Consider the following 22,093-nt stretch of genomic DNA (forward strand, 5'->3'; position numbering starts at 1 on the left):
ACCGCCAATTTACTCAGTCGGGAGAGTAAGTCAACTCCGTAGTGTCATCGTCATACAAACTCCCTTGTTTCCCTTTGGTCAATTTTGTGACGTTTCCAAATTTGTTAAGAACAGGTTTGCGATAGGATTTTTTTGTTTTTGAAAGGTAGGAATGCGCTTTTTTCATGCAGGTTGAATCATTGAGTAAAAGTATACAGGTGTCAGGCGTAAAATTAGTTATGGAAATCTTATTTACAAATGTTGACAAAAAGGAAATGTCAGAATCTTTCAGCAACACGCCAATAGTTGGTCATTCATTCATTGTTATCGGGAAAGGCGACTTCCTGAACCTCATCCACTGGTAGGAAGCGAAATCGGAATTCGAATAGCTGATTCAGTTTTTCGTCGTACATTTTTGATCCATTTGTTTTAAAGTTGGATATAAATTGTAGAATTGTATAAAAATCTTTCTGTGTTTCATGTTCGGATTTTACCTCAAATTCACTATTTCGTTTTTGGTTGTTGTACTTATTGCAAGTGGATGCAAAAGCTCGTTAATCATTGATAGGTCAGAAATTTCCGATATTCCTGGCGGGGCAACCCAGGTCTATGCTTTTTCACCAGTGTCTGCAGATAGCCTTTTTATTTACACCTCACGCCTGTTAACTCAAAAAGGCTGGATTGTTCGAGAAGCAAAAGCCTCTAATCAGATCAGTTGCGACCCCAGAATGGTTAAGGGTGGCGTTCACATAAAGCCGTTAATAAAAATTGAATCCAACGATGAAGGATCCGTTGCGATCTATTCAGGGGTTTGGTCTCTGCGTCCAATGCACCAGGATCGAATTGATTTTATCGTAACCCAGGCTGAAAACAGGACGGAGAGAATAACATGGAAAGGATATAAGACAAAACCGGGACTGGCTTTTCAAAATTTGATCATGATGGCTAAGCGAGGGCCTCAGGCTCAGATAAGGTATAAAAACTAACTCGCTAACGCTGACTGCAAATATCCCTAAGGCCAATAACTAAAATTGGCGGAACGTGCTTAGTTGTGACTATGCTCATGGCGGAAAATAAGGAACCAACTACTTCCAGCAATTAGGTAAGTACGTCAGTTTTTTGTCCGACAGTTATTTTATTGGTGTATGGTTATCAGGCCTTATATCACCAATCGTCTGCTTTTTGCTAAACCGGTGTGGTTGCTCATTGTTGTTATAATAGTAGGGAAAGGATTAATTACGGCAAGCTTACCTCGAGTTCTCTGAATCTCTTCTTGGCCAGACTGTCCAGCCAGCCGCCGCTGAGAGTTTCAAGAATATAGCCCAACTGCTGTTTGCCCTCAGCTCCTTCAGCTACTCTACCAATACGATTTGCGGAATCTGCTTTCAAAATGGAATTGTCTAGGGTAGTTAAGCTATCAATCAGTTTCATGTCTTCCATACTTAAAACGGGCTCGGTGATCCCGCTGTGGTCTAGAGCGAGTATTTCTTGGACAGCTTCTGAATTGTTATAACTTTTCCTCAGCAGCAGCCGAAAATATAGCAACTTAAATTCATCAACATAAATACTTTTGTACATTTCATCTTCGGACGATTCTTCATTTTCGGTTGTGCATTGCATTTGAAATCCAACCAGTGCCAGAATCGCCAGGCAGTTGAATATTGGTTTTTTCATCATGACTTTTGAATTAGTTGTACAAAATGGTTTGTGCTGAATATCTATTCTTTAATATATAGATAAATTATATATTAAAGAATAGATATTTATATATGTACGAAGCTCGGTTTAGAGGATAGAGCAATTACAGGAGACAAGCGGCCAAAAAGGCCAGAAAACCAGCTTCGCTGGTAAATTTTAATGGGGGAGGAAGTGAGAGGGTGCCTAGCTGTCGACGTCAAAATGTTTTTCTGACGGACATCTTTGGTGACAAGGGTGACCGCTTCCCAAGATGGCTAAAAGCGAAAAAGAACGTCAAAGAGAAGTAATTCATATTACTTTGCTGATAGTTAATGTTTTCATAAAGTTGAAATGAAAGTTACCGAAATCCATCGACCTTGGTGAAGCGAGGGCAGGTAGCAAGTAAGTTGGTTCGACTATACCAAAATAGATTTTAGCTATCGAAATATAGAATTAATCGATTGTGATTATTTCTTTCGATATTATAACTTTATCGACCTGCACAAATAACAATGCAGGTTTTTGGTCAATACATGAATTTATAAAAATGGAAAAAGAATCAGACGACATCAGTAAATGCCCGTTTCACAATGGCAGTTTGAAGCAAAGTGTTGGCGGTGGCGGCACCAGGAACCGTGATTGGTGGCCCAATCAGTTGAAGCTAAGTATTCTGCGTCAGCATTCATCTTTGTCCAATCCGATGGGTGAGGATTTCAACTATGCCGAAGCCTTCAAAAGCCTCGACCTGGAAGCTGTGAAACGAGACCTTCACGCGCTCATGACCGATTCACAGGATTGGTGGCCGGCAGATTTCGGGCATTACGGTCCCCTTTTTATCCGCATGGCATGGCATAGTGCAGGAACGTATCGCGTGGGTGACGGCCGTGGCGGAGCAGGGGCGGGGCAGCAGCGTTTTGCTCCCTTAAACAGCTGGCCGGATAACGTGAGCCTCGATAAAGCCCGCAGGCTGCTTTGGCCAATTAAACAGAAATATGGCCGGAACATTTCATGGGCAGATCTGATGATCCTTACGGGGAATGTTGCCCTGGAATCCATGGGTTTCAAAACATTTGGCTTTGCGGGCGGACGTGCAGATGTGTGGGAGCCGGATGAAGACGTATACTGGGGTTCGGAAACTACGTGGCTGGGCAACGACCATCGCTATGCGGATGGATCAGCTGGGGTTGGCGGACATGGCGTCGTATCATCCGATGAAGATCCGGGACGTAACATCCATTCACGCAACCTCGAAAATCCGCTGGGCGCGGCGCATATGGGCCTTATCTATGTGAATCCCGAAGGTCCGGACGGTAATCCTGATCCGGTTGCATCCGCCAGGGATATTCGTGAAACATTCGGCCGTATGGCGATGAATGACGAAGAAACAGTTGCACTGATCGCAGGAGGCCACAGCTTCGGTAAAACCCATGGTGCTGCTCCTTCCGATCACGTCGGCAAAGAACCGGAAGCAGCTGACGTGGAGTTGCAGGGCCTGGGCTGGAGCAACAGCTACGGCTCCGGGAAAGGTGCAGATACGATTACAAGCGGGCTGGAAGTAATATGGACTACAACGCCCACACAATGGAGTAACAACTTCTTCGAAAACCTATTCGGTTTCGAGTGGGAATTGACAAAAAGCCCTGCCGGTGCGCATCAGTGGGTTGCGAAAGATGCGGGCGGGATCATACCTGATGCATACGACAGTTCAAAAAAGCATGCGCCGACGATGTTGACGACCGACCTTGCTTTGAAGTTCGATCCTGCTTACGAAAAAATATCCAGGCGCTTCCTCGAAAATCCTGACGACTTCGCTGACGCTTTTGCAAAGGCATGGTTTAAGTTGACGCACCGCGATATGGGGCCGCGTGCCCGCTACCTTGGTCCGGATGTGCCGGATGAAGTATTGCTATGGCAGGATCCTATTCCCGCAGTGGATCATGCACTGGTAGATGAAAGTGATGTTGCAGCCCTCAAGGCAAAAATATTGGCTTCCGGGTTAAGCGTATCGGAACTGGTCTCTACGGCATGGGCTTCGGCTTCTACATTCCGTGGTTCAGACAAACGCGGAGGCGCTAATGGTGCCCGTATCCGTCTGTCTCCTCAGAAAGACTGGGAGGTTAACAACCCGGCGCAGTTACAAAAAGTGTTGAAAGCATTGGAAAGCATTCAGCATGAATTTAACACCGCATCGCTGAGTGACAAGCGTGTATCGCTGGCGGATCTGATCGTATTGGCCGGTGCCGCCGGTGTTGAGCAAGCAGCCACCGCTGCTGGGCATGCAATTACAGTTCCTTTTACCCCTGGCCGCATGGATGCTTCCCAGGAGCAGACCGATGTGGAGTCAGTTGGATATCTTGAACCGGTTGCTGACGGTTTCCGCAATTACAAAAAGTCGAAAGTTTCTGTATCCACTGAAGCATTGCTGATCGATAAGGCGCAGCTGCTTACCCTTACCGGCCCTGAGCTTGCAGTTCTGGTGGCTGGCTTGCGGGTGTTGGACGCTAATTTCGACGGTTCCAAAAATGGTGTTTTCACATCGCGCCCCGGGCAGCTAACCAACGATTTCTTCGTTAATCTGCTCGATATGGGCACTTCTTGGAAAGCTTTTTCAGCAGACAAGGAATTGTACCTGGGAAGCGAACGTGCCAGTGGTCAACCAAAATGGACCGCCACCCGCGCAGATCTTGTATTTGGATCCAATTCAGAATTGCGGGCTATTGCAGAGGTGTACGCTAGCTCCGATGCTTCTGGTAAATTTGTGAGTGACTTTGTAGCGGCTTGGAGCAAAGTAATGAATCTTGACAGATTTGACCTGGCTTAGCCGTTCATTAGGTTTGAATAGTAAAAAGGGCCGTCTGAGATTTTCTGAGACGGCCCTTTTAATTTGCATTCTATTGGTAAAAATGTAATTTGCTCATAAAGTAAATCAAAAAATTCAGCCATGTTAAAACACTACTTAGTTATCATTTACAGGAATCTGAGCAGGCATAAAAGTACTTTTTTTATCAATCTGACAGGTCTTGCATGCGGGCTGGCCAGTATTTTGATGATTTGTTTCTGGGTAAATGATGAAAGGAGTTTTGATAAATATCACGAAAACGACGCGCGGCTTTATCAGGTGATGACCAACACTGATGGTGAAAAAGGGATCGAAACCGGTAAGGAGACGCCACATGTTCTGTCGGAAGTTTTGGGTCAGGAAATGCCGGAGGTCGGGTATATTGCCACAGCTACTCCGGATAAGTTTTTTCCTGCGTTTACACTGTCTGCAAATAGCAAAAAGGTTAAAGGAAATGGCAAATTTGCTACCGGGGATTTTTTCAGAATTTTCTCATATCATTTGATTCAGGGCTCCAATGTCTCTGTACTGGCGGATAAAAACGCTATTGTTATCTCTGAAAGTCAGGCGAAAATTTTGTTCGGATCAAGTGATAACATTGTTGGAAATACGATCGAATGGGAAATGGCAGGCATCAAAAGGCAGTGTATCGTTACCGGGGTTTTCAAAGATATTCCCGCCAACAGCTCCGAACACTTCGACTTTGTGTTGTCATTTGACGATCTGAAGGATATCATGGGAATGGGGCCAGGTTGGGCACCGGAGCCTTTCAGCACTTATCTGACAGTCAAAAATGGTGTAGATGTTGACGGTTTCGGTCAAAAATTGAGCAGGTATGTTGCCTCCAAAAGCAACCTCACGAACCGGAGATTTTTTCTGGCGCGGTTCTCTGACAATTATCTTTACAGCACCTATGAAAATGGCAGGCAATCGGGTGGGAGAATTGAATATGTAAGGCTTTTTTCAATAATTGCTTTGTTTATTCTAGCCATTTCGTGTATCAATTTCATGAATTTGTCTACTGCCAAAGCTGCAAAAAGAGTCAAAGAGGTAGGTGTGAAAAAGGCGCTCGGCGTCGGTAGGGGAGTGCTGATCCTGCAGTATCTGGGAGAATCGATCGTGATGAGTTTTCTTTCGCTGATCATTGGCATAGCTCTTGTTTTCCTGCTGATGCCGGGGTTTAACGAGATCACACATAAAAATATACACGTTAATTTCAGTACAGAAATGATGTGGACAGTGGTCTTTATTACATTGTTAACCGGGATTTTGGCAGGCAGTTATCCGGCGCTGTACTTATCTGGATTTAAGCCTGCAACTATTTTAAAGGGCAGGCTTGCCAATTCAATAGGTGAACAATTTACAAGAAAGGGGCTGGTAGTGTTTCAGTTCAGCCTGTCCGTTATTTTTATCGTGTCGGTTCTGGTGCTCTACAAACAGATCGATTATGTACAAAGCAAAAATCTGGGTTTTGATAAAAACAATGTGGTCTGTTTCGAATCGGAAGGGAAAGAGGCCTTTCTGAATGAAATCCAAAATTTACCCGGCATAGAAAGAGCTTCGAATATGATCGGAAGTGTCATAAATGAAACATTTGGCCGCCAGGGCGTTTTGCAATGGAACGGAAAAGGTATTCCGTTTCAGTCGTACGGAGTTAATTATGGACTAATAGAAACATTGGGAATTGAAATCAGGGAGGGACGGACTTTTTCCAAAAGCTTTGGCTCCAATCAATCGGAGGTGATCATAAACGAAGCAGCCGCTGAGGCAATGGGGCTGGAAAACCCAATCGGCACGGTCATCAAAGGGCAGGGTAACGACACTGAAATTATCGGCGTGGTGAAGAACTTTCATTTTCAATCTCTCCACGAAAAGATACAGCCGGTCAAATTCCGGCTGGACAACAATGGGGCATCGACGATCGTCGTAAAAATGCAGCCGGGGAAGGAACGAGAAGCCATCAAAAACCTGGAAGCGACGTACAAGAAGTTTCATCCGGGTATGTCATTTGAATATAAGTTTTTGGATAGTGATTACCAGGCGCTTTACGCATCTGAACAGCAGGTCTCGGTATTGGCCCGTTATTTTGCCGGATTGTCGATTTTAATATCTTGCCTGGGACTTTACGGGCTATCTGCTTTCACTGCTGAAAGCAGGCTTAAAGAAATCGGTATAAGAAAAGTCCTGGGAGCCGGGGTATTCAGTATAATTCGGTTGCTATCAGGGGAATTTATAAAAATGATATTCATTTCAATTTGTATCTCCTTGCCATTGAGTTATTTAATTGCAAAAAACTGGCTTGATGGTTTTGCTTTCAGGATAGAACTGGAATGGGGGTATTTTTACTTGACAGCCCTTATAACGTTTACTATCGCTCTTGTCACAATAAGCTTTCAATCCGGTAAAGCCGCGTTGGCTGATCCGGTTAAATCTTTGAGTAACTAAAATATTTATGCTTGACATTGTTATTGAAGCCCGCCAGGCCGCCATCAACGAATCGATGATGGTCAAAAGAATCCTCCCGTTCCGACTTAGGAGAATGGTAGGCCCGTTTATTTTTATGGATCACGCAGGGCCTGTTGCCAATATTCCTGCAAACCCATCGTCGCTGGACGTGCTGCCGCATCCGCATATCGGGCTTTCGACAGTGAGTTATCTTTTTGGAGGGCAGGTAACCCATCGCGATAGTCTTGGTGTGGAACAAATTATCCGTCCGGGTGAAGTAAACTGGATGACCGCCGGCAGTGGCATTGCGCATTCCGAAAGATTTGAAGATCCTGCCGCATTGACGGGAGGGCTGGAAATGATACAGACCTGGGTGGCTTTGCCTGAAAAGGATGAAGAGGCTGCACCTTCTTTTAAAAACTACACGACCGGGGAACTGCCGGTTTTTACCGAAAAAGGGATATGGATGCGCCTGATCGCGGGTGACGCCTACGGTTTGAAAAATGGAGTTCAGGCGCATTCACCGATGTTTTATTTGCATGTTGTTCTCACCAGGGGGGCAAGGTTCGGGGTGCCTGCGGGGTATTCGGAACGTGGATTTTATATTGTAAAAGGGTCGGTTGAAGTATCCGGCCATACGTATCAGCAGGGACAAATGCTGGTGTTCAACAAGGGAGTTGATCCTGTAATTATTGCCAAAGATAACACTACCCTGATGATGCTGGGAGGTGAACCGCTGGGGGAGCGGTTTATCTGGTGGAATTTTGTTTCGTCCAGGAAAGAACGCATAGAGCAGGCAAAGGAAGACTGGAAACAGGGCAGGATCGTACTGCCGCCAAATGACGACCACGACTTTATCCCGCTCCCGGAAGATAAGACACGCCCGGCAGGCGGAGCACCACCTCCGGAGCCGCTTTCGTAGGTGTGGGGCAAATGCTTGGTCGGCGCTGCCTTGATTTTTTAACCGGATAACGTGTAGTGTCGGCCTTTCAGATGTAGGTAACAGGAAAATACTCAACATGACCCCGTTAGATAAAAACCGGATAAGATCGATCGATCTTTTAAAAGGACTGGTGATGGTGCTGATGGTACTTGATCATACCAGGGACTACTTTTACCAATCGAGCAGCGTCCTTTCTATTACTGATCCCGAGAATGCAACATTTCCGGTTTACACGACCCGCTGGATCACCCATTTCTGTGCGCCGACGTTCAGTTTCCTGGCAGGAATGTCTGTTTTTTTGTCGGGTAAAAGAAAAACAAAAACTGACCTTTCGATTTTTTTGCTGAAACGCGGGTTGTGGCTGGTTTTTCTTGAGTTAACCGTAATTGCGTTCGCCTGGTATTTTGACATCCGTTTCAGGAACATTGATCTGGCCGTTATCTGGTGCCTGGGGATCAGTATGATTTTTCTGGCAGCTGTTATCCATTTGCCCAAGGGAGTAATTCTATTGTTATCCTGTCTGCTGATTTTCGGGCATAATCTGTTGGATAAGGTTCATTTCGAGGGCAGTGCATTGTGGAGCGTGCTACACGAGCTCTCTCACGTGGAATTGTCCGATACGCATACTTTAAATATCATTTACCCGATCATACCATGGATTGGTGTGATGTCGCTGGGCTATTACTTTGGGAATTTTTACAGGCTTACCGTAGAAGCATCGGCCAGAAAACGGCTTTTCAATACGATCGGATTTTTGGCGGTTGCATTGTTTGTGGTGGTACGTTGGATCAATGTGTACGGCGATCCTTCGCCCTGGAAGCACTACGCGACTGTTGGGCAAACTGTAATGTCGTTTTTGAATGTCACCAAATATCCGCCTTCACTTTTATACCTCCTTGTAACACTTTCCGGCGCGTTTCTGTTTTTGGCCAATTCCGAGACATGGAAAGGAAAATTGGTGGATTTCTTCTGCGTTTTTGGTCGCGTGCCTTTTTTCTACTATATCATGCACCTGTACCTGATCCGTACTCTGGCTGCTGTCGCGGCTGAACTGACGGGTTATGGCTGGCAGCTCATGGTCCAGACGCAATTTGATATCGATCTGAAAGATTACGGGTTTAGTTTAGGCGTCGTATATGCTGTATGGGTCGGGATTATCCTGGTCCTTTACCCGTTTTGCCGACAGTTTGATGCATACAAACAAAGCCACCGGGAAAAGTGGTGGCTGAGTTATCTGTAAGTAAAAGTAATCCCGAAGGGATGTAATTATTATAGCATAATGATAGTATCCAAAATCTGTAAACCCTGAAAGGTGGCATCCTGCCGGTATGTCACCCTTTCAGGGTTTTGATTCCATCGATAGGCCTTGTTTTGTTATAATAATATCAGCCCTTCGGGCTTGCGTTCCGACCACAAATTGATTTTTGGAGAAGTGAGTCAAAAGAAATCGAAATAAAAAATTTGTGTAATTGAACACAAATTTTACATAAAGGAAAACCCGGAGCCTCTTAGTTTCTTAGGCGTAGATTCTCCGGGGGAGTTTAATCATAACAATCAAACAGTGCAAAGCTTTGAACACAAGTGATGATTCAAAAGCAAATGTTGAAATTCTGAGTTCGGAAGTAAAGCAGCTTCTTCGTGTCCTTGAAGAATTTTTTAGCCGGGACCCCGGGTCTGAGGTGATCGAATCCCTGAATGAGCTTGCTGAGGCAGTTTTATTCGATGAGTCCAGGATTCGTATTACAGTTGAAATGCGCAATCATCTTGTCAATCAATTGAGGACGGCGACGCTGATAGCCAATTTGCAGCAGCATTTTTGGGATAAGATAGCTTAGCTGTATTTCTGGTTGAAAAACGTGGCCAGCTCTTTTTCGAGCAAGCGGCCTTGCTTCCGCAGATTATCGATCCATAGCGGGAAAAAGGCTATAAGTCCCAAAAATTCGATAACGGTTAGCATGTAGGCCATCACCAGCGATGGGGCTGTGGATTGAATGTCGATCTCGTTTTCTCTGACTGTGATTTGAGCACCCACAAAGTTGGATTTGCTTACCATAATCGTCGGGATTTTACCCAATCCGAACAGCTTATATCCATACTGGCTGGAAAACTCCTGTTTCAGGATTTCAGGCAAATCTGTTGCCGATGGGGACTTTTTCGATATCGAGATGCGCATAGCATTGGCCAGGTTGAATTTTTCAAAGCATTACTGCAAAATAAACGTTTCTCTTCAAAACTACATATTGGCGTGAACTTGTTACATGGGCGGGTAATTGCATTTTCAAATGGCAAGCTCTTTAAAGGCAGGTCATTAATAAAGGTCAGAAGCTCTTTTTATTCCTGCTTCCGAAATAGGCCAGCATTAGAATAGAAAGAGCTTCTGCGGTAATCTGATGGTTGAACGCTTTATGGAAAGGCCAGGCTCATAAAAGCCGGTCCAGTATGGTTTTATTTCCCAGGCGGAAATAAGATAGTCCCCAAAGCGCGAGGAGGACGATCAGGACGAGGAGAACTCCTTCTTCTCTCTCTAAACGTAGCATAGATGTTGTCATAATTTTAAGTCAGATAGAAGTGTAAAGCGCTGAATAATGATGGAATAGTAAATCTAATTCTATAATACACGACGTTCTACTGCAATTTTACAAATAATAATCTCATAATTCATAGTATGAGTTTGTAATATATTGTAAAATTACTTCATTATCAGCATTATTGTTACCCGAAAAATAAATTCGACGGTTTCGGGAGACTACCGGACATGCAGAAACTGGCCTGCACTTCACGTGAGGCAACAGATTTGGGAAGGAAAGAGAAAATAGGGGAGCCCTTGTTTTACACTACGCGCGCACTAAAAACTCGTTGCTATTTTTGTTGTCTGCAGGGTGTCAACATCAATGCTAAGCAGCCGGCTCCGGAAAAGGTCCCGTTTGTAGCGCAGCACAAATTCTTTCATAGAACCACCGGTCACGACCAGAAAACCTTCATTGATGTTTTCCTTGGTCAACAAAAATTTTGCCGCCAGATGATCTGGTTTCAGCTTTTTGTCGTCATGGATATGCGCTTTGATATAGCGGATGATCTGATCGGTTTTGTATTGGGAGCCGATGTCTTTGGGGAGGGAAGTTTCCTTGAGATTCCGGGCAAGGATATGAATGAGCAGAAACACACTGTTTTTGATAATAGCCCGAAAGTAATCCGGCCGGTTGTGCATTTCATGGATGATCTGCTCGATCAGCTGGCGGGAAGAGCGGCGGTCGGTTGGGTTGTCAGCTACTTTTCCCTGTTTAAAATTGATATTCAGAAAGAACGTTTCGATCTGGCGCAGCAACTTGGAAAAGCCGGAGTTGTTGGCAGATAGCCGCTTGGTGCCGGTTGCCCTTTCAGAATCCAGGATTACGGCAAAAATGCTTGTTTTTCGGGACGCTTCAAACTGGTTGGATGCCCCTGGCGGAAGCAGGAGCCAGCTGTCTTTTTGATAATCGCATTTTTCATCATCAAGTACCACCACCCCTTTACCTTCGAGAATATATATGATTTTAAAGAAATCAAAGCGCGCAGCGTGAGCGTGCCATTCCTCAGTGTCACACACTATAATGTCAAACTCGTTCTGTACTGATAATCCTAACATCGCTGACAACAAATGTTTTTTAGAATGGTCGGCTGCCTTTTAGGCAGAACCATATCAAAAATGCATCGGAATGTTTTTAACATAAAATAAAAAACTTCCAATGTCGGATATCGCTCAACGAAGGTGCTTTTTTTGGGGTTGAAAGAACCCGGTCACTTTCCAAGCCACTGTTTGAAATCGGTAATCCTGTCGGTACTTACCAGGGCGTCCTGGACAAAGTCGGGGTTGAGGGCAAGTTTGATTTTCCCGGCGGAGAGGGCATTGATGGACAAGATAGAGGTCATGGAAACGATCATGGACCTGTTGATCCGGAAATATTCTTTGGGATCCAGAAGCTGGCAAAGTTTGTCGAGGCTGTAATCCACAGAAAAACGTTTTCCATCGAAGGTTCTCAGGAAAGTAGCTTTTTGCTCAAATGTAAAATAGGCAATATCTCGGGTAGCGAGGCTGAATAGTTTGCTCCCGGCAGACACCATAAACCTATCTTTGAATCCATCTTGTCGGCTGTGCTGGTAGAGCAAAGAAGTGATGGAGGACAGATCGGGCAATTTGCCGGGTGTAAAATGCAATTGTTTGAATTTATCAATTGCAGAGCTGAGCTCGGCAAAGTCTATTGGTTTCAATAGGTAATCGATGCCGTTGGTTTTGAAAGCCTTTAAGGTGTACTCGTTGTATGCCGTCGTGAAAACGATAGGAATGGTTAAATTAAGATGATCGATAATGCGGAAGCCAAGGTCGTCTTCCAGATGAATGTCGAGGAAAATGAGGTCGGGCTTGATGTGCTGGCTGTCTTCCAGCCAGGTTATGCTTTGTTTTACTGATGGTATTTGTGCAAGGACCCGAATAGCGGGATCGTATCTAACAAGGAGGTTTTGCAGCCGTTTTGCGGTAAGTACTTCGTCTTCAATGATTAAAACATTCATGTAATGAGAGGGATTTTGACAACAAACCTCCCTTCCTGCTCGCCTATTTTTACCGGTCCGGATTTCAGCAGGCTATATCGGTTGATAATGTTCTGAAGCCCGAGGCCGGTGGATGGCTCGGAGACTGGGCGTAACTGTAACGGATTACTAACGATTAATTGTAAATCTTTTGTACGAATTGTGACGATAAGGGGATTCTCGCTCGACATTTGATTATGTTTTACCGCATTTTCGATCAAAAGCTGTAAAGTGAGGGGCACAATGGAATAATGGTCCCGCTCATATTCCGAAACTTCTATTTCCACTTTGAGCTTTTCCTCAAAGCGTGTTTTAAGTAAAAAGGTGTACGTTTCAACAAATTCAAGCTCGGTCCTTAATTTGATATGGTCGAAGCTGGCCTGTTCGAGAATGTAGCGGTAGGCTTTGGAAAGCTGGTTAACAAACTGAATGGAAAGTTCAGGGTCGCTTTCGATGAGGGAAGACAATACACTGAAATTGTTGAACATAAAATGCGGGCTCACCTGGTTTTTCAGTGCATTGAACTGTGCTTTTACATTTTCTTTTTCCAAACGCTCGGAGTTGGAATGTACTTCTTGCAGGCGCTGGTAGACCCGTCGGTTGGCAGCCAGGTAAAATGCAGCCATCAGCGCCATTACAGTCAATCCGTTGTTCAGTCTTTTGCGTTGATTTTCCATATACAGTATCTGCGGGGTGCTGGGCGGAGGATTGTTAACGGCATACAACGGGTCGAGGCTGACTTCCATAAAGCGCCAGAGCGTCCTGAACCCTGAATTGAAAAGTACTGCCAGTTCAATTGCAATCACCAGGGTGGTGAGCTGGCTTGGAAATTTGAATTCGAACAGGAACACATCACCAAAAAGCTTATGGAGATACTGTTGAAGCCACTCAATAAAGGTGATCCAAAAGGTGAAAAAGACTACGCTTACGATCAGGGAGACTATCCAGAGGGGTAATTTGTGAAAAAAAACCTTCTGGTCGATCACGGCAACATTGATATACACCCGGATCGGGATATATATGATCGCAAGGCTGAAACCTAGTTTCCATTTTTGAAAATGGGTCAGGGTGAACTGTGGATTTACTTTCATCTTTAGTTAGGTCGGTCTGTAGCGCAGGCATAAAAATGGCGGCCATCTCTGGCCGCCCGCAACCCACAACAAAGAGTGGCACAGTATTAATCTGCGGTTACCTGATTGTAGTCCTTGACTAATCTTGGGCATAGCCCGTATTTGTGTTCAATCATCACATTAGTTTATGGAAAACAGCAAATTGAATTGCTTGCCGGGTTACAGTGTTGTTTGCCCGGTCGGATTGATCCGTTCCTGTAATATGATGAAAGAGGTTGCGGGTACTAAGCTAGGACAAATCTGAATTTCTTCAAATGTTTCATGCGTTTTTCAAAAGGTATTTTTCGAACAGATTGAATAAATTTTGGCATAAATTTTGTGACTGTGGATAAAAGTGACGTATTATGTAGCCGTACATTACTCTGTTTTGGGGTATATTAAGGAGTACGCAGTTTAAATACATGCAGGATCCGGAGGTTTGTTATCCGGGTTCCATGAAGCTTATGGAAAATTTGAAACAAGAAGAAAGTACCGGAAGATTAATCATTGTTGCCTATCGACTACCATTCAAAATTATTCGCGAAGATGATCAGGTTCAGCTCTTTCAGAACTCGGGCGGCCTGGTTTCAGCCGTTTTGTCTTTGGTAGGAGATAAGGTCGGATCGGCATTTAGCTCAACAAAAAAAATCCAGTGGATCGGGTTTTCGGAAAACAGCCGGGAGGAACTCGAAGGGCAGTCTCTCGCAAACGAGCAGTTTGAGGCGCACCCGGTTTTTATTCCGGAGGACGTCAATGAAAATTACTATGAGGGTTTCTGTAACAATCTTATCTGGCCGTTGTGTCATTATTTTCCCTCTCTGGCCCTTTTTGACGACGCCTATTTTGATGCCTACAAAACGGCAAACCAGCTTTTTTTCGATAAACTTGATGAAATTATCAGACCGGGTGATGTGGTTTGGGTGCAGGATTACCAACTCATGCTCTTACCCAACATGATCCGGGAAAAATATCCGGTGAATAAAGTCGGCTTCTTTTTCCACATTCCTTTCCCATCTTTCGAATTGTTCCGTATGCTACCGGTTCCCTGGCGAAAAGCCGTTATCGACGGTATCCTCGGGGCGGATGTAGTCGGTTTTCATACCAATGACTATGTTGAGTATTTTCTCAAAGCAGCGCGGCTGGTATCGGGGCACGGCAATAAGCTGCACTACATCAATATGAGCAACCGGATCGTAAAAGTCGATTCTTTCCCGATCAGTATCGATTTTGATAAATTCGACAATGCATACGATGATCCGAAAGTGGAAAGCGCGCGAAACGAAGCCCGCCAATCCCTGAAAGAAAAAATAATTTTTTCGGTTGACCGGCTCGACTATTCAAAAGGCATCAGACACCGCTTATATGGTTACCAGCGATTTTTGGAAACATATCCTGAGTGGCACGAAAAGGTATCATTTGTAATGGTGGTGGTTCCGTCGAGGGACACTATTGAACAGTACCAGCAGATGAAATCGGATATTGACCAGACGGTGGGCAAGATCAATGCAGACTTCGGGAACATTTATTGGCAACCCATCATATATCAGTACCGTTCTATGCCTTATCACGAGCTGGTAGGGATGTATACAGCCAGCGACGTAGCGCTAATCACGCCGGTGCGGGACGGGATGAACCTCGTTTGCAAGGAATATGTAGCCAGCCGCAAAGACAGGAAGGGCGTGCTGATATTGAGCGAAATGGCCGGAGCTGCCGCGGAATTGGGGGAAGCCCTCATCATTAACCCGCTGGACAGACAGGATATTGCTGATGCCATCAAACAGGCTTTTGATATGCCGGAAGAGGAGCAAACCAAACGAATGGACGCTATGCGCGAAAGGATCAGCGAGTACGATGTATTTGCCTGGACCAATGACTTTTTTACACAAATGACAATGCTGGAACAAGAACACGAACGTTTGCGTCAGGTTTTTCTGACTAATAAAGGAATTGATGGGATTAGAAGGGCCTATGAGGCATCTTCAAACAGAATCCTGTTTTTTGATTACGATGGTACGCTTGCACCGATTGTGCCGGACCCGGCCAAGGCTATTATTTCCGAGGATGTTAAAAAGCTGATCCTCGAAATCGCAAAGCGGGACACGGTCATCATCATCAGCGGGCGTGACCGGTATTTTCTTGATAATCTGTTTGTTGATTTTCCCGTTCATATCATTGCGGAACACGGCGCACTTATCAAATCGAAGGGTACGGGCAAGTGGGAACTGAATGAAAGTTATGAGGAAAACTGGAAGGAAAGTATACGACCGATCATGGAATTATATGCCAAAAGGTGCCCTGGGGCATTTGTCGAGGAAAAGGAGACTGCCTTGGCCTGGCATTATCGCACAGCCGACGATAAAGAGTATGCCACCCGGCGTGCCCAGGAGCTGCTCTGGCAATTGAAAAATTACATACAACCTGAGCTCAATTTGCAGGTGATAGACGGTAATAAGGTTGTAGAGGTAAAGAAAACGGCTTTTAATAAAGGTACTGCGGCGAGAGCTTTTGTGGAAAACGGTGACTACGATTTTGTTCTTGCCATAGGTGACGACACTACGGACGAGGATATGTTTGAAGCTTTGCCGGACACTTCTTACACCATTAAAATCGGGGACGACCTCTCCGCTGCCAGGAACCACATCAGAAGCCAGGAAGAGGTTTTCCATTTTCTGAATTTTATGGTGTCGTCGGTCGGGGAGTAGGAATTTGCGTATTTTAGTTGGCAAATGTCGGAATCCCTGCAATTACTGCGATCAATAATATCATCCATCCGTCCGATTCCCGATGCGGATTGGACGGAATTTTCTTTGATTTGGAAACCTTTTAAGGCCCGGCGAAAGGAAACGCTAACTTCTGAGAATGACACAGAAAAATATCTTTATTTCGTAACAGAGGGGGTTCAGCGGGTTTTTTACCTGGATGACCAGGGCAGGGAAGCTACCCTGGTCTTCACATACGCACCTTCATTTGGCGGGGTAATAGACTCTTTTTTGCTCGAAAAACCTTCCCGATACTATTACGAAACACTGACTCCTTCATCTTTTCTCAGGGCTTCATTTTCGGAACTGAAGGAATTAATGGATCGCAAACCGAGCATTGAGAGACTGATCAGGACGGGCCTTACGGAATCGATGTCGGGCGTGATGGAACGGCTGGTGGAAATACAATGCTTTTCATCGGAGGAAAAATTCAGAAAATTGCTGTCCCGCAGTCCTCATATTATGCAACTCGTGCCGCATAAATATCTGGCAAACTATCTGGGAATAGATCCGACAAATTTCAGCAAGCTTGTAAATAAGGTAAGGATTTGAAAATCTTGGTTTTTACCAAATGTTGAAAGGACGGCGGTTCTCAATTTTGCAGGAGAATCAAAAGATCAGTAAAATGAAGCCTGTCGATAAAAAACAACTTTTACAGCATCTGGAAAATAGGGTAGAAGGTCATATTTCGGAAGTGATCCGACATTTTCAGAATATGGACGATGAAATTCTGAACAAATCGTCTGTTTCCGGCGGTTGGAGTATCGCGCAATGTCTGGACCACCTGAATAGTTACGGGGATTATTACCTGCCTCTGATCGTGAAGAAACTTGAAACCGGATCGAAGTACGGCGATAACCCTCAATTTAAAGGTACCTGGCTGGGATCCTACTTCATCAGCATGATGGAACCGGAGACTGGTAGACGAAAGTACAAAGCTTTCAAAGGACATATTCCCGATGCCGATCTCAATGCGCCGAAAGTGGTAGCTGAATTTTTAAGGCAACAGGAAATGATGCTGATGTGCCTGCGAAAAGCGGAAGCAAAGAACCTGGATAAAATAAAAATCCCGATATCGATCGGGAAATTCATTTGCCTGCGGCTTGGGGACGTTTTTCAATTCATTATTGCGCACAATGAGCGGCACATACGGCAGGCTCAACGAAACCTCGTACCGCAAAGCCGAGGCATTGGTCAGTCACGTCAGTGATAAGCCTGTGGAATCGCTCAGGTTTTCCATTTTTATAAAATGGCAGACGTAGCCCGCTGATCTTAATGCAGCCTGTATCCTGGTAAAATCCGATAATTCTGAGGTCATGGTCAGCAGCAAGTCCTGAAAATCGTACGCCCAATGCTTTACATTCAGTTGTTTGAGGCAGTCATGAAGACGTTGCAGTGATTTGTTGTTTTTAAGTTTGGTACGGAATGATATCTTATATGTATTAGCCATTTTCAACGATAATAAAGGATAGTGCTTGATGTTATGGTATGTAACGCTTTTTACTGATTGCGTTTATTTATCAAAAGTGCAAGTAATTTATAATAATTCCAAATAAGGATTGTTAAATCTCGTAAAACGCTGAAATAAAAAAAGCCTTGCAACGATGACGTAAGTTGCAAAGCTCTTTTATGATTTTGTTTATCCGAATATTAAATATTCCGGGAAGCCGATGATTTAACACAGGGGTAATCTACGCCCAGCTTCTATTCAGGAAATCGACCCAGTTACGCCACATGATCTGTTCAATATCTTTTTCCGAATATCCTCTTGAAGAAAGAATGGTAGTGATAGACTGAAGATCAGCAATAGAGTCCAGATCACCGGGGGACTGCTCCTTGCCATAAGCGCCGTCGAGGTCAGAACCGATCCCGACGTGGAGAGCGTTTCCGGCCAGCTGGCAAATATGGTCAATATGCGCGGCAACATGTTCTATTTTCAGGCCGGTTTCCTGTGGAGTCGTCTTTCCTCTTACCCAGCCCGGGATCATCATCCATGCATCAAAGGCCATTCCAATAACGGCTTTCCTGCTCAGAAGTTCTTTGATCATTTCGTCGGAAAACTGGCGGTTATGCGGCACGATCTCGCGCACCAGATTATGGCTGGCCCAAACGGGTCCTTTGTAAATGTTCATTGCTTCCCAGAAAGCAGTGTCGCACAAATGCGTGGCATCCAGGATCATATTGAGCCTGTCCATTTCCCGCAGCAGGTCTTTCCCTTTTTGTGACAGGGGCTGGTCTGCGTCAGTTCCATAGGCATATACGCCTGGCCCGTAATGTGCAGGTCCTATGGCGCGCAGGCCATATCCGTAGGCAATTTCAAGATTTTTGAGGCTGATAAAAGAATCTGCGCCTTCGAGGCTGAGAATGTAGCCAATCGGCAGATTTTCCGTCGATTTGGCATTTTTCCAGAGAGCGAGATGGCGGTCCAGGCCTTTCAAATCGGTGATCTGCACCATTTCTCCCGCTTCCTCCATGGCTTTGTACCAGGCAATCTGCGCCTGGGTCTGGGCCCATGCCTGAGCTTGCGAGTGCCAGCCTGGAATTTTACTGTCGGGTTTTATAAACCGGGCAATCTGTGTGGCTACGCACATTCCGATATTCCCTTTTCGCATTTCCGGAAAACTTACGACCCCTTTGCCGCGGTCGGGTTTGTCGGTAAGGTGTTTTTCGCGTTCGCGTATGGCATAAAGATCCTGCGTCAAGTCCCGGTTCCACTCCACAGCGTTCATGGAAAGATCGAGGTGCGCATCAAAAAGAAACATATTTTGATAGGTTTAAATCGTTATTCTTCGGTTACGGGCAACTATTTTCCATTCCGCGACAGGTTCGTTGTTCTCAATAACCGTTGCGAAATCATGTAATGCTACAGTGGGACAAACGTGGTACGGTATGGCATAGAAAACGTCTCCGATATTAATAGTGTCCCAAATGTCGTTGCTGACTTCCAGTACACCATGCTCTTCGCTCTGGCTTTGAACTGTGTAGCCGGAGAGATTAAGGATACGCAGCCGGTTTTCGACCGGGTTTTCAGCGGAAATAGCCTTGTGGCCCAGATCGATGGTCACAATTCCTTCGACAGGCTTTGAAATAACGCGCGTTAATATCACTGCTGCATGCTGAAAAGGCTGTCCGTCGAACCTGTCGCCGTAGCCCCAGTCCCAGAGTACATTTGTTCCGGGACTCAAAAAAACCTCCGGCCGCAAAACGTGCACAGTGAAAGAAGGAGATCCGCCGGCAATGATCATCGGTTCATGCCCAAGATCATTTTTGATCAGGTCCAGCAGAGGTAATAGTTGGTCGTAGGCTTCGTCAGCAACCAGTTTCCTTTCGGAAAATTCAGGATTACGGATATGCCCGTCGTATACGTGGATACCGGCAAATGAAATATTGGGCAGAGCGGAAATAAATCGGTACAACGAAAGCAGCGACACATCGGTAGCATGGCCCGAGCGGTTCATACCATTATTTACATCAATAAAAATACTTGACGTAACACCTTTTGCCGCCGAAAGACTGTCCAGCTCCGTTGCCGTAGTTTCGTTGTCGATCAATGATGAAAACGAAACGTCAGGGAATTTTTCCCGTAGACGAAAAAGCCGGTCGATATTCGGGCCGACGAGCTGATAAGCGATCAGTATCCATTTTGCTCCCGCATCGGCCACCATTTCAGCCTCCGCAATGGTGGCGCATTTGAATTTGCTGATGCCCTGATCCAGCTGCATTTTAACGATTTCGCCAGTCTTATGGGTTTTAACATGCGGGATAAGCCTGTCCGCAGTTCCTGCTATATTGACCATGCCGCGGATATTATTCTCGATACGGTCTTTGTAAAAAAGCAGGGAAGGGGAAATAACTTTCTCGGGATCTTTCAGTTGGAACCAGGTCATTTTTCTTCAAGTTCAAACATGGCTTCGATTTCCACCGGAATGTTGTCAGGCAATGTGCCCATACCTACCGCGCTGCGAACGCCTATGCCGTTTTCTTCACCCCACACTTTTGCAAAAAGCTCGCTGCACCCGTTGATAATAAAAGGATGTTTTTCGAAGTCTGTGGTGCAGTTTACCATACCAAGTACTTTCACAACCCTTTTCACCCGGTTCAGACTACCCAGATTGGCCTTCAAAGTTGATAGTATAGCGAGTCCTACCTGGCGCGCAGCCAATTTACCCTGATTGGCATCAAGATCTTTGCCAATCCTCCCTTTGATCAGGGAGCCGTCATCCTGCACAGTACCGTGGCCCGAAACATATACCCAGCGTTTGTCCACGATTAGAAGAGGCTTGTATACGCCAACAGGTTTCGGCGCAGGGGGCAGGTTTAATCCAAGTTCTGCGAAGTTTGATTCTGGTGTTTTTTCCATTGTTTAATAAATAAATAATTGCCCTGCATCCCGGGCGGGAAACGAGGCGATGTATGGGTTATATTGATTGGTTAAAGGAACAAATTTAGTACTAATACGCCCAGTAATCCCATTACGGACACAATTGTTTCCATTACCGACCAGGTAAGCAGCGTGTCTTTGATGCTCAGGTTGAAGTATTCTTTGAAAAGCCAGAAGCCCCCGTCGTTCAGGTGAGAGAACATTAGGCTGCCTGATCCAATGGAAAGTACAAGGAGCTCCGGGGGAACGGTGGAATTTATCAGCAGAGGTGACAGTATACCCACCGTCGTAAGCCCGGCGACTGTTGCCGACCCAACACATACCCGGATGATCGCCGCAATTCCCCAACTCAGCAGCAAAGGTGATATGTCGATTCCTTTGAGGCTTTCGGCAATGAAAGTGCTCACGCCGCTGGCAGTCATGATTTCCTTGAAAACGCCCGCTCCGGCGATGATCAGCAGGATTACAGAAACACCTTTGAAGGCTTCTTCCATGGATTTGCTGATTTTTTTCATATCCATTCCGCGAAGTATGCCTAGGGTATATGCAGCAAAAAGTACAGAAACCAGCATCCCGAAGTATGGTTCGGCCATAATCCCGATGAATTTATTATCGGGATAAACGCGCTTCACAGCCGACATAGACGTAAGCAGAAAAACGGGTAAAAGTGCGGTTATAATGCTGATACCAAGTCCGGGAAGTTCGGAAGCAGGGCGTGGTTTTACGTTGAAAAGATCTTCATCAGGCTTGGGCTGAAAACGTTTCAGGCGGCTTCCAAAAATGGGCCCGGCAACGGCAATTGCAGGAATGGAGACAATAATCCCGTAAAGAAGTGTCTGGCCCAGGTCCGCATTGAGCTGACTTGCTATGGCAGCCGGCGAAGGGTGGGGGGGAAGGTACCCGTGCGCCACCGATAATGCGGACAACATCGGAACACCCACATATAACAGCGGAAGCTTTGCCGTGGCGCTGATCATAAAGATCAAGGGGATAACGATCACAAATCCTGCGTTATAAAACAACGGGATACCGATCACAAAACCAGCCAGGGCCATTCCCCACTGGAGGTATTTTTTGCCAAAAAGACCAATTAACGCATCCGTGATCCGCTGGGCGGCGCCGCTGTCAGCCACCATTTTTCCGAGCATCGCCCCAAACCCGACGATCAGTACAAGATCTCCCAATGTGCCTCCCACGCCTTTCTGTATGGCTTTGCTGACTGCATCTACCGTCAGGCCGCTGGCGAACCCAAGGCCTATGGATACCAGTAAAAATGATATGAATGTGTCAATTTTAAGCCAGGCAATCAGTACAATGAGGGTGAGTATCGCGAGAAAGGTCAGGAATAAAGGCATAGGGATAAATTTGGGAATTGAGCTTTTAGGTTATAAGCCG

The 22,093-nt window shown here is 45.5% G+C and carries 21 protein-coding genes; 10 read left to right on the forward strand and 11 right to left on the reverse strand.

What is annotated here, in order from left to right; all coding sequences use genetic code 11:
- Window positions 1-13: 13 nt before the first annotated feature.
- The gene (locus tag FBF61_RS34795; RefSeq protein WP_166444663.1) at window positions 14-166 is read right to left on the reverse strand and encodes a hypothetical protein; all 153 of its coding nucleotides are present in this window, start codon (window positions 164-166) and stop codon (window positions 14-16) included.
- A gap of 52 nt (window positions 167-218) precedes the next feature.
- On the opposite strand from FBF61_RS34795, the gene FBF61_RS35330 reads away from it, so the two are divergent.
- Window positions 219-344 carry a hypothetical protein gene (locus FBF61_RS35330; RefSeq protein ID WP_262712846.1) on the forward strand — a complete coding sequence of 42 codons (126 nt, stop codon included), beginning with the start codon at window positions 219-221 and terminating at the stop codon, window positions 342-344.
- A 114-nt stretch (window positions 345-458) separates the two neighbouring features.
- On the forward strand, window positions 459-965 hold the full coding sequence (locus FBF61_RS31535; protein ID WP_138484980.1) for a hypothetical protein: 507 nt from the start codon (window positions 459-461) through the stop codon (window positions 963-965).
- A 250-nt stretch (window positions 966-1,215) separates the two neighbouring features.
- On the opposite strand, the gene FBF61_RS31540 is transcribed toward FBF61_RS31535, so the two are convergent.
- A complete protein-coding gene (locus FBF61_RS31540) occupies window positions 1,216-1,656 on the reverse strand; it encodes a hypothetical protein (protein ID WP_138484981.1) in 441 nt (146 codons plus the stop codon).
- 547 nt (window positions 1,657-2,203) lie between these two features.
- Between FBF61_RS31540 and katG the strand changes: the two genes are divergently transcribed.
- From katG to FBF61_RS31565, 5 genes are all read left to right on the forward strand, one after another.
- On the forward strand, window positions 2,204-4,477 hold the full coding sequence (gene katG, locus FBF61_RS31545; protein WP_138484982.1) for a catalase/peroxidase HPI: 2,274 nt from the start codon (window positions 2,204-2,206) through the stop codon (window positions 4,475-4,477).
- 120 nt (window positions 4,478-4,597) lie between these two features.
- Window positions 4,598-6,940 carry an ABC transporter permease gene (locus FBF61_RS31550; RefSeq protein WP_138484983.1) on the forward strand — a complete coding sequence of 781 codons (2,343 nt, stop codon included), beginning with the start codon at window positions 4,598-4,600 and terminating at the stop codon, window positions 6,938-6,940.
- Window positions 6,941-6,947: 7 nt separating this feature from the next.
- Window positions 6,948-7,862: a pirin family protein gene (locus FBF61_RS31555; protein WP_138484984.1), complete on the forward strand. Its 915-nt coding sequence runs from the start codon at window positions 6,948-6,950 to the stop codon at window positions 7,860-7,862.
- 97 nt (window positions 7,863-7,959) lie between these two features.
- Window positions 7,960-9,123: an acetyltransferase domain-containing protein gene (locus tag FBF61_RS31560; RefSeq protein ID WP_138484985.1), complete on the forward strand. Its 1,164-nt coding sequence runs from the start codon at window positions 7,960-7,962 to the stop codon at window positions 9,121-9,123.
- A gap of 331 nt (window positions 9,124-9,454) precedes the next feature.
- Window positions 9,455-9,718 (forward strand): hypothetical protein, encoded by a 264-nt coding sequence (locus FBF61_RS31565; RefSeq protein ID WP_138484986.1) that lies wholly within the window; start codon window positions 9,455-9,457, stop codon window positions 9,716-9,718.
- On the opposite strand, the gene FBF61_RS31570 is transcribed toward FBF61_RS31565, so the two are convergent.
- From FBF61_RS31570 to FBF61_RS31585, 4 genes are all read right to left on the reverse strand, one after another.
- A complete protein-coding gene (locus tag FBF61_RS31570) occupies window positions 9,715-10,056 on the reverse strand; it encodes a hypothetical protein (RefSeq protein WP_138484987.1) in 342 nt (113 codons plus the stop codon). The two genes, FBF61_RS31565 and FBF61_RS31570, sit on opposite strands and share 4 nt — an antisense overlap.
- A gap of 672 nt (window positions 10,057-10,728) precedes the next feature.
- Window positions 10,729-11,508, reverse strand: coding sequence for an AraC family ligand binding domain-containing protein (locus FBF61_RS31575; RefSeq protein ID WP_138484988.1), 780 nt, complete (start codon window positions 11,506-11,508; stop codon window positions 10,729-10,731).
- A 152-nt stretch (window positions 11,509-11,660) separates the two neighbouring features.
- Window positions 11,661-12,431 carry a LytR/AlgR family response regulator transcription factor gene (locus FBF61_RS31580; protein WP_138484989.1) on the reverse strand — a complete coding sequence of 257 codons (771 nt, stop codon included), beginning with the start codon at window positions 12,429-12,431 and terminating at the stop codon, window positions 11,661-11,663.
- On the reverse strand, window positions 12,428-13,540 hold the full coding sequence (locus FBF61_RS31585; protein ID WP_138484990.1) for a sensor histidine kinase: 1,113 nt from the start codon (window positions 13,538-13,540) through the stop codon (window positions 12,428-12,430). Before FBF61_RS31585 ends, FBF61_RS31580 begins: the two co-directional genes overlap by 4 nt.
- Window positions 13,541-14,022: 482 nt before the next feature.
- Between FBF61_RS31585 and FBF61_RS31590 the strand changes: the two genes are divergently transcribed.
- The 3 genes from FBF61_RS31590 to FBF61_RS31600 are packed head-to-tail and all read left to right on the forward strand — an operon-like array spanning window position 14,023 to window position 17,527.
- Window positions 14,023-16,260 (forward strand): bifunctional alpha,alpha-trehalose-phosphate synthase (UDP-forming)/trehalose-phosphatase, encoded by a 2,238-nt coding sequence (locus tag FBF61_RS31590; RefSeq protein ID WP_138485038.1) that lies wholly within the window; start codon window positions 14,023-14,025, stop codon window positions 16,258-16,260.
- 24 nt (window positions 16,261-16,284) lie between these two features.
- A complete protein-coding gene (locus tag FBF61_RS31595; protein ID WP_138484991.1) occupies window positions 16,285-16,869 on the forward strand; it encodes a Crp/Fnr family transcriptional regulator in 585 nt (194 codons plus the stop codon).
- A gap of 19 nt (window positions 16,870-16,888) precedes the next feature.
- Window positions 16,889-17,527, forward strand: a complete 639-nt coding sequence (locus FBF61_RS31600) for a DinB family protein (RefSeq protein ID WP_229215317.1) — start codon at window positions 16,889-16,891, stop codon at window positions 17,525-17,527.
- Here FBF61_RS31600 and FBF61_RS31605 read toward each other — a convergent pair.
- The 5 genes from FBF61_RS31605 to FBF61_RS31625 form a co-directional block, all read right to left on the reverse strand.
- Window positions 17,516-17,767, reverse strand: coding sequence for a hypothetical protein (locus tag FBF61_RS31605; RefSeq protein WP_138484993.1), 252 nt, complete (start codon window positions 17,765-17,767; stop codon window positions 17,516-17,518). The genes FBF61_RS31600 and FBF61_RS31605 overlap by 12 nt on opposite strands.
- Window positions 17,768-18,008: 241 nt before the next feature.
- Window positions 18,009-19,079: a dipeptidase gene (locus tag FBF61_RS31610; RefSeq protein WP_138484994.1), complete on the reverse strand. Its 1,071-nt coding sequence runs from the start codon at window positions 19,077-19,079 to the stop codon at window positions 18,009-18,011.
- A 12-nt stretch (window positions 19,080-19,091) separates the two neighbouring features.
- Window positions 19,092-20,204, reverse strand: a complete 1,113-nt coding sequence (locus FBF61_RS31615; RefSeq protein WP_138484995.1) for a D-TA family PLP-dependent enzyme — start codon at window positions 20,202-20,204, stop codon at window positions 19,092-19,094.
- A complete protein-coding gene (locus tag FBF61_RS31620; protein ID WP_138484996.1) occupies window positions 20,201-20,677 on the reverse strand; it encodes a RidA family protein in 477 nt (158 codons plus the stop codon). The genes FBF61_RS31615 and FBF61_RS31620 overlap by 4 nt, the downstream gene beginning before the upstream one ends.
- A 71-nt stretch (window positions 20,678-20,748) precedes the next feature.
- A complete protein-coding gene (locus FBF61_RS31625; RefSeq protein ID WP_138484997.1) occupies window positions 20,749-22,053 on the reverse strand; it encodes a gluconate:H+ symporter in 1,305 nt (434 codons plus the stop codon).
- Window positions 22,054-22,093 lie beyond the last annotated feature (40 nt).

The organism is Dyadobacter bucti, assembly GCF_005869225.1.
Lineage (GTDB): Bacteria > Bacteroidota > Bacteroidia > Cytophagales > Spirosomataceae > Dyadobacter > Dyadobacter bucti.

Excerpts from the sequence above, each read along its gene's own strand:
- FBF61_RS34795 (WP_166444663.1), bottom strand. The coding sequence starts at position 166 with ATGAAAAAAGCGCATTCCTACCTTTCAAAAACAAAAAAATCCTATCGC.
- FBF61_RS35330 (WP_262712846.1), top strand. The coding sequence starts at position 219 with ATGGAAATCTTATTTACAAATGTTGACAAAAAGGAAATGTCAGAATCT.
- FBF61_RS31535 (WP_138484980.1), top strand. The coding sequence starts at position 459 with ATGTTCGGATTTTACCTCAAATTCACTATTTCGTTTTTGGTTGTTGTA.
- FBF61_RS31540 (WP_138484981.1), bottom strand. The coding sequence starts at position 1,656 with ATGATGAAAAAACCAATATTCAACTGCCTGGCGATTCTGGCACTGGTT.
- katG (WP_138484982.1), top strand. The coding sequence starts at position 2,204 with ATGGAAAAAGAATCAGACGACATCAGTAAATGCCCGTTTCACAATGGC.
- FBF61_RS31550 (WP_138484983.1), top strand. The coding sequence starts at position 4,598 with ATGTTAAAACACTACTTAGTTATCATTTACAGGAATCTGAGCAGGCAT.
- FBF61_RS31555 (WP_138484984.1), top strand. The coding sequence starts at position 6,948 with ATGCTTGACATTGTTATTGAAGCCCGCCAGGCCGCCATCAACGAATCG.
- FBF61_RS31560 (WP_138484985.1), top strand. The coding sequence starts at position 7,960 with ATGACCCCGTTAGATAAAAACCGGATAAGATCGATCGATCTTTTAAAA.
- FBF61_RS31570 (WP_138484987.1), bottom strand. The coding sequence starts at position 10,056 with ATGCGCATCTCGATATCGAAAAAGTCCCCATCGGCAACAGATTTGCCT.
- FBF61_RS31575 (WP_138484988.1), bottom strand. The coding sequence starts at position 11,508 with ATGTTAGGATTATCAGTACAGAACGAGTTTGACATTATAGTGTGTGAC.
- FBF61_RS31580 (WP_138484989.1), bottom strand. The coding sequence starts at position 12,431 with ATGAATGTTTTAATCATTGAAGACGAAGTACTTACCGCAAAACGGCTG.
- FBF61_RS31585 (WP_138484990.1), bottom strand. The coding sequence starts at position 13,540 with ATGAAAGTAAATCCACAGTTCACCCTGACCCATTTTCAAAAATGGAAA.
- FBF61_RS31590 (WP_138485038.1), top strand. The coding sequence starts at position 14,023 with ATGGAAAATTTGAAACAAGAAGAAAGTACCGGAAGATTAATCATTGTT.
- FBF61_RS31595 (WP_138484991.1), top strand. The coding sequence starts at position 16,285 with ATGTCGGAATCCCTGCAATTACTGCGATCAATAATATCATCCATCCGT.
- FBF61_RS31600 (WP_229215317.1), top strand. The coding sequence starts at position 16,889 with ATGTTGAAAGGACGGCGGTTCTCAATTTTGCAGGAGAATCAAAAGATC.
- FBF61_RS31605 (WP_138484993.1), bottom strand. The coding sequence starts at position 17,767 with ATGGCTAATACATATAAGATATCATTCCGTACCAAACTTAAAAACAAC.
- FBF61_RS31610 (WP_138484994.1), bottom strand. The coding sequence starts at position 19,079 with ATGTTTCTTTTTGATGCGCACCTCGATCTTTCCATGAACGCTGTGGAG.
- FBF61_RS31615 (WP_138484995.1), bottom strand. The coding sequence starts at position 20,204 with ATGACCTGGTTCCAACTGAAAGATCCCGAGAAAGTTATTTCCCCTTCC.
- FBF61_RS31620 (WP_138484996.1), bottom strand. The coding sequence starts at position 20,677 with ATGGAAAAAACACCAGAATCAAACTTCGCAGAACTTGGATTAAACCTG.
- FBF61_RS31625 (WP_138484997.1), bottom strand. The coding sequence starts at position 22,053 with ATGCCTTTATTCCTGACCTTTCTCGCGATACTCACCCTCATTGTACTG.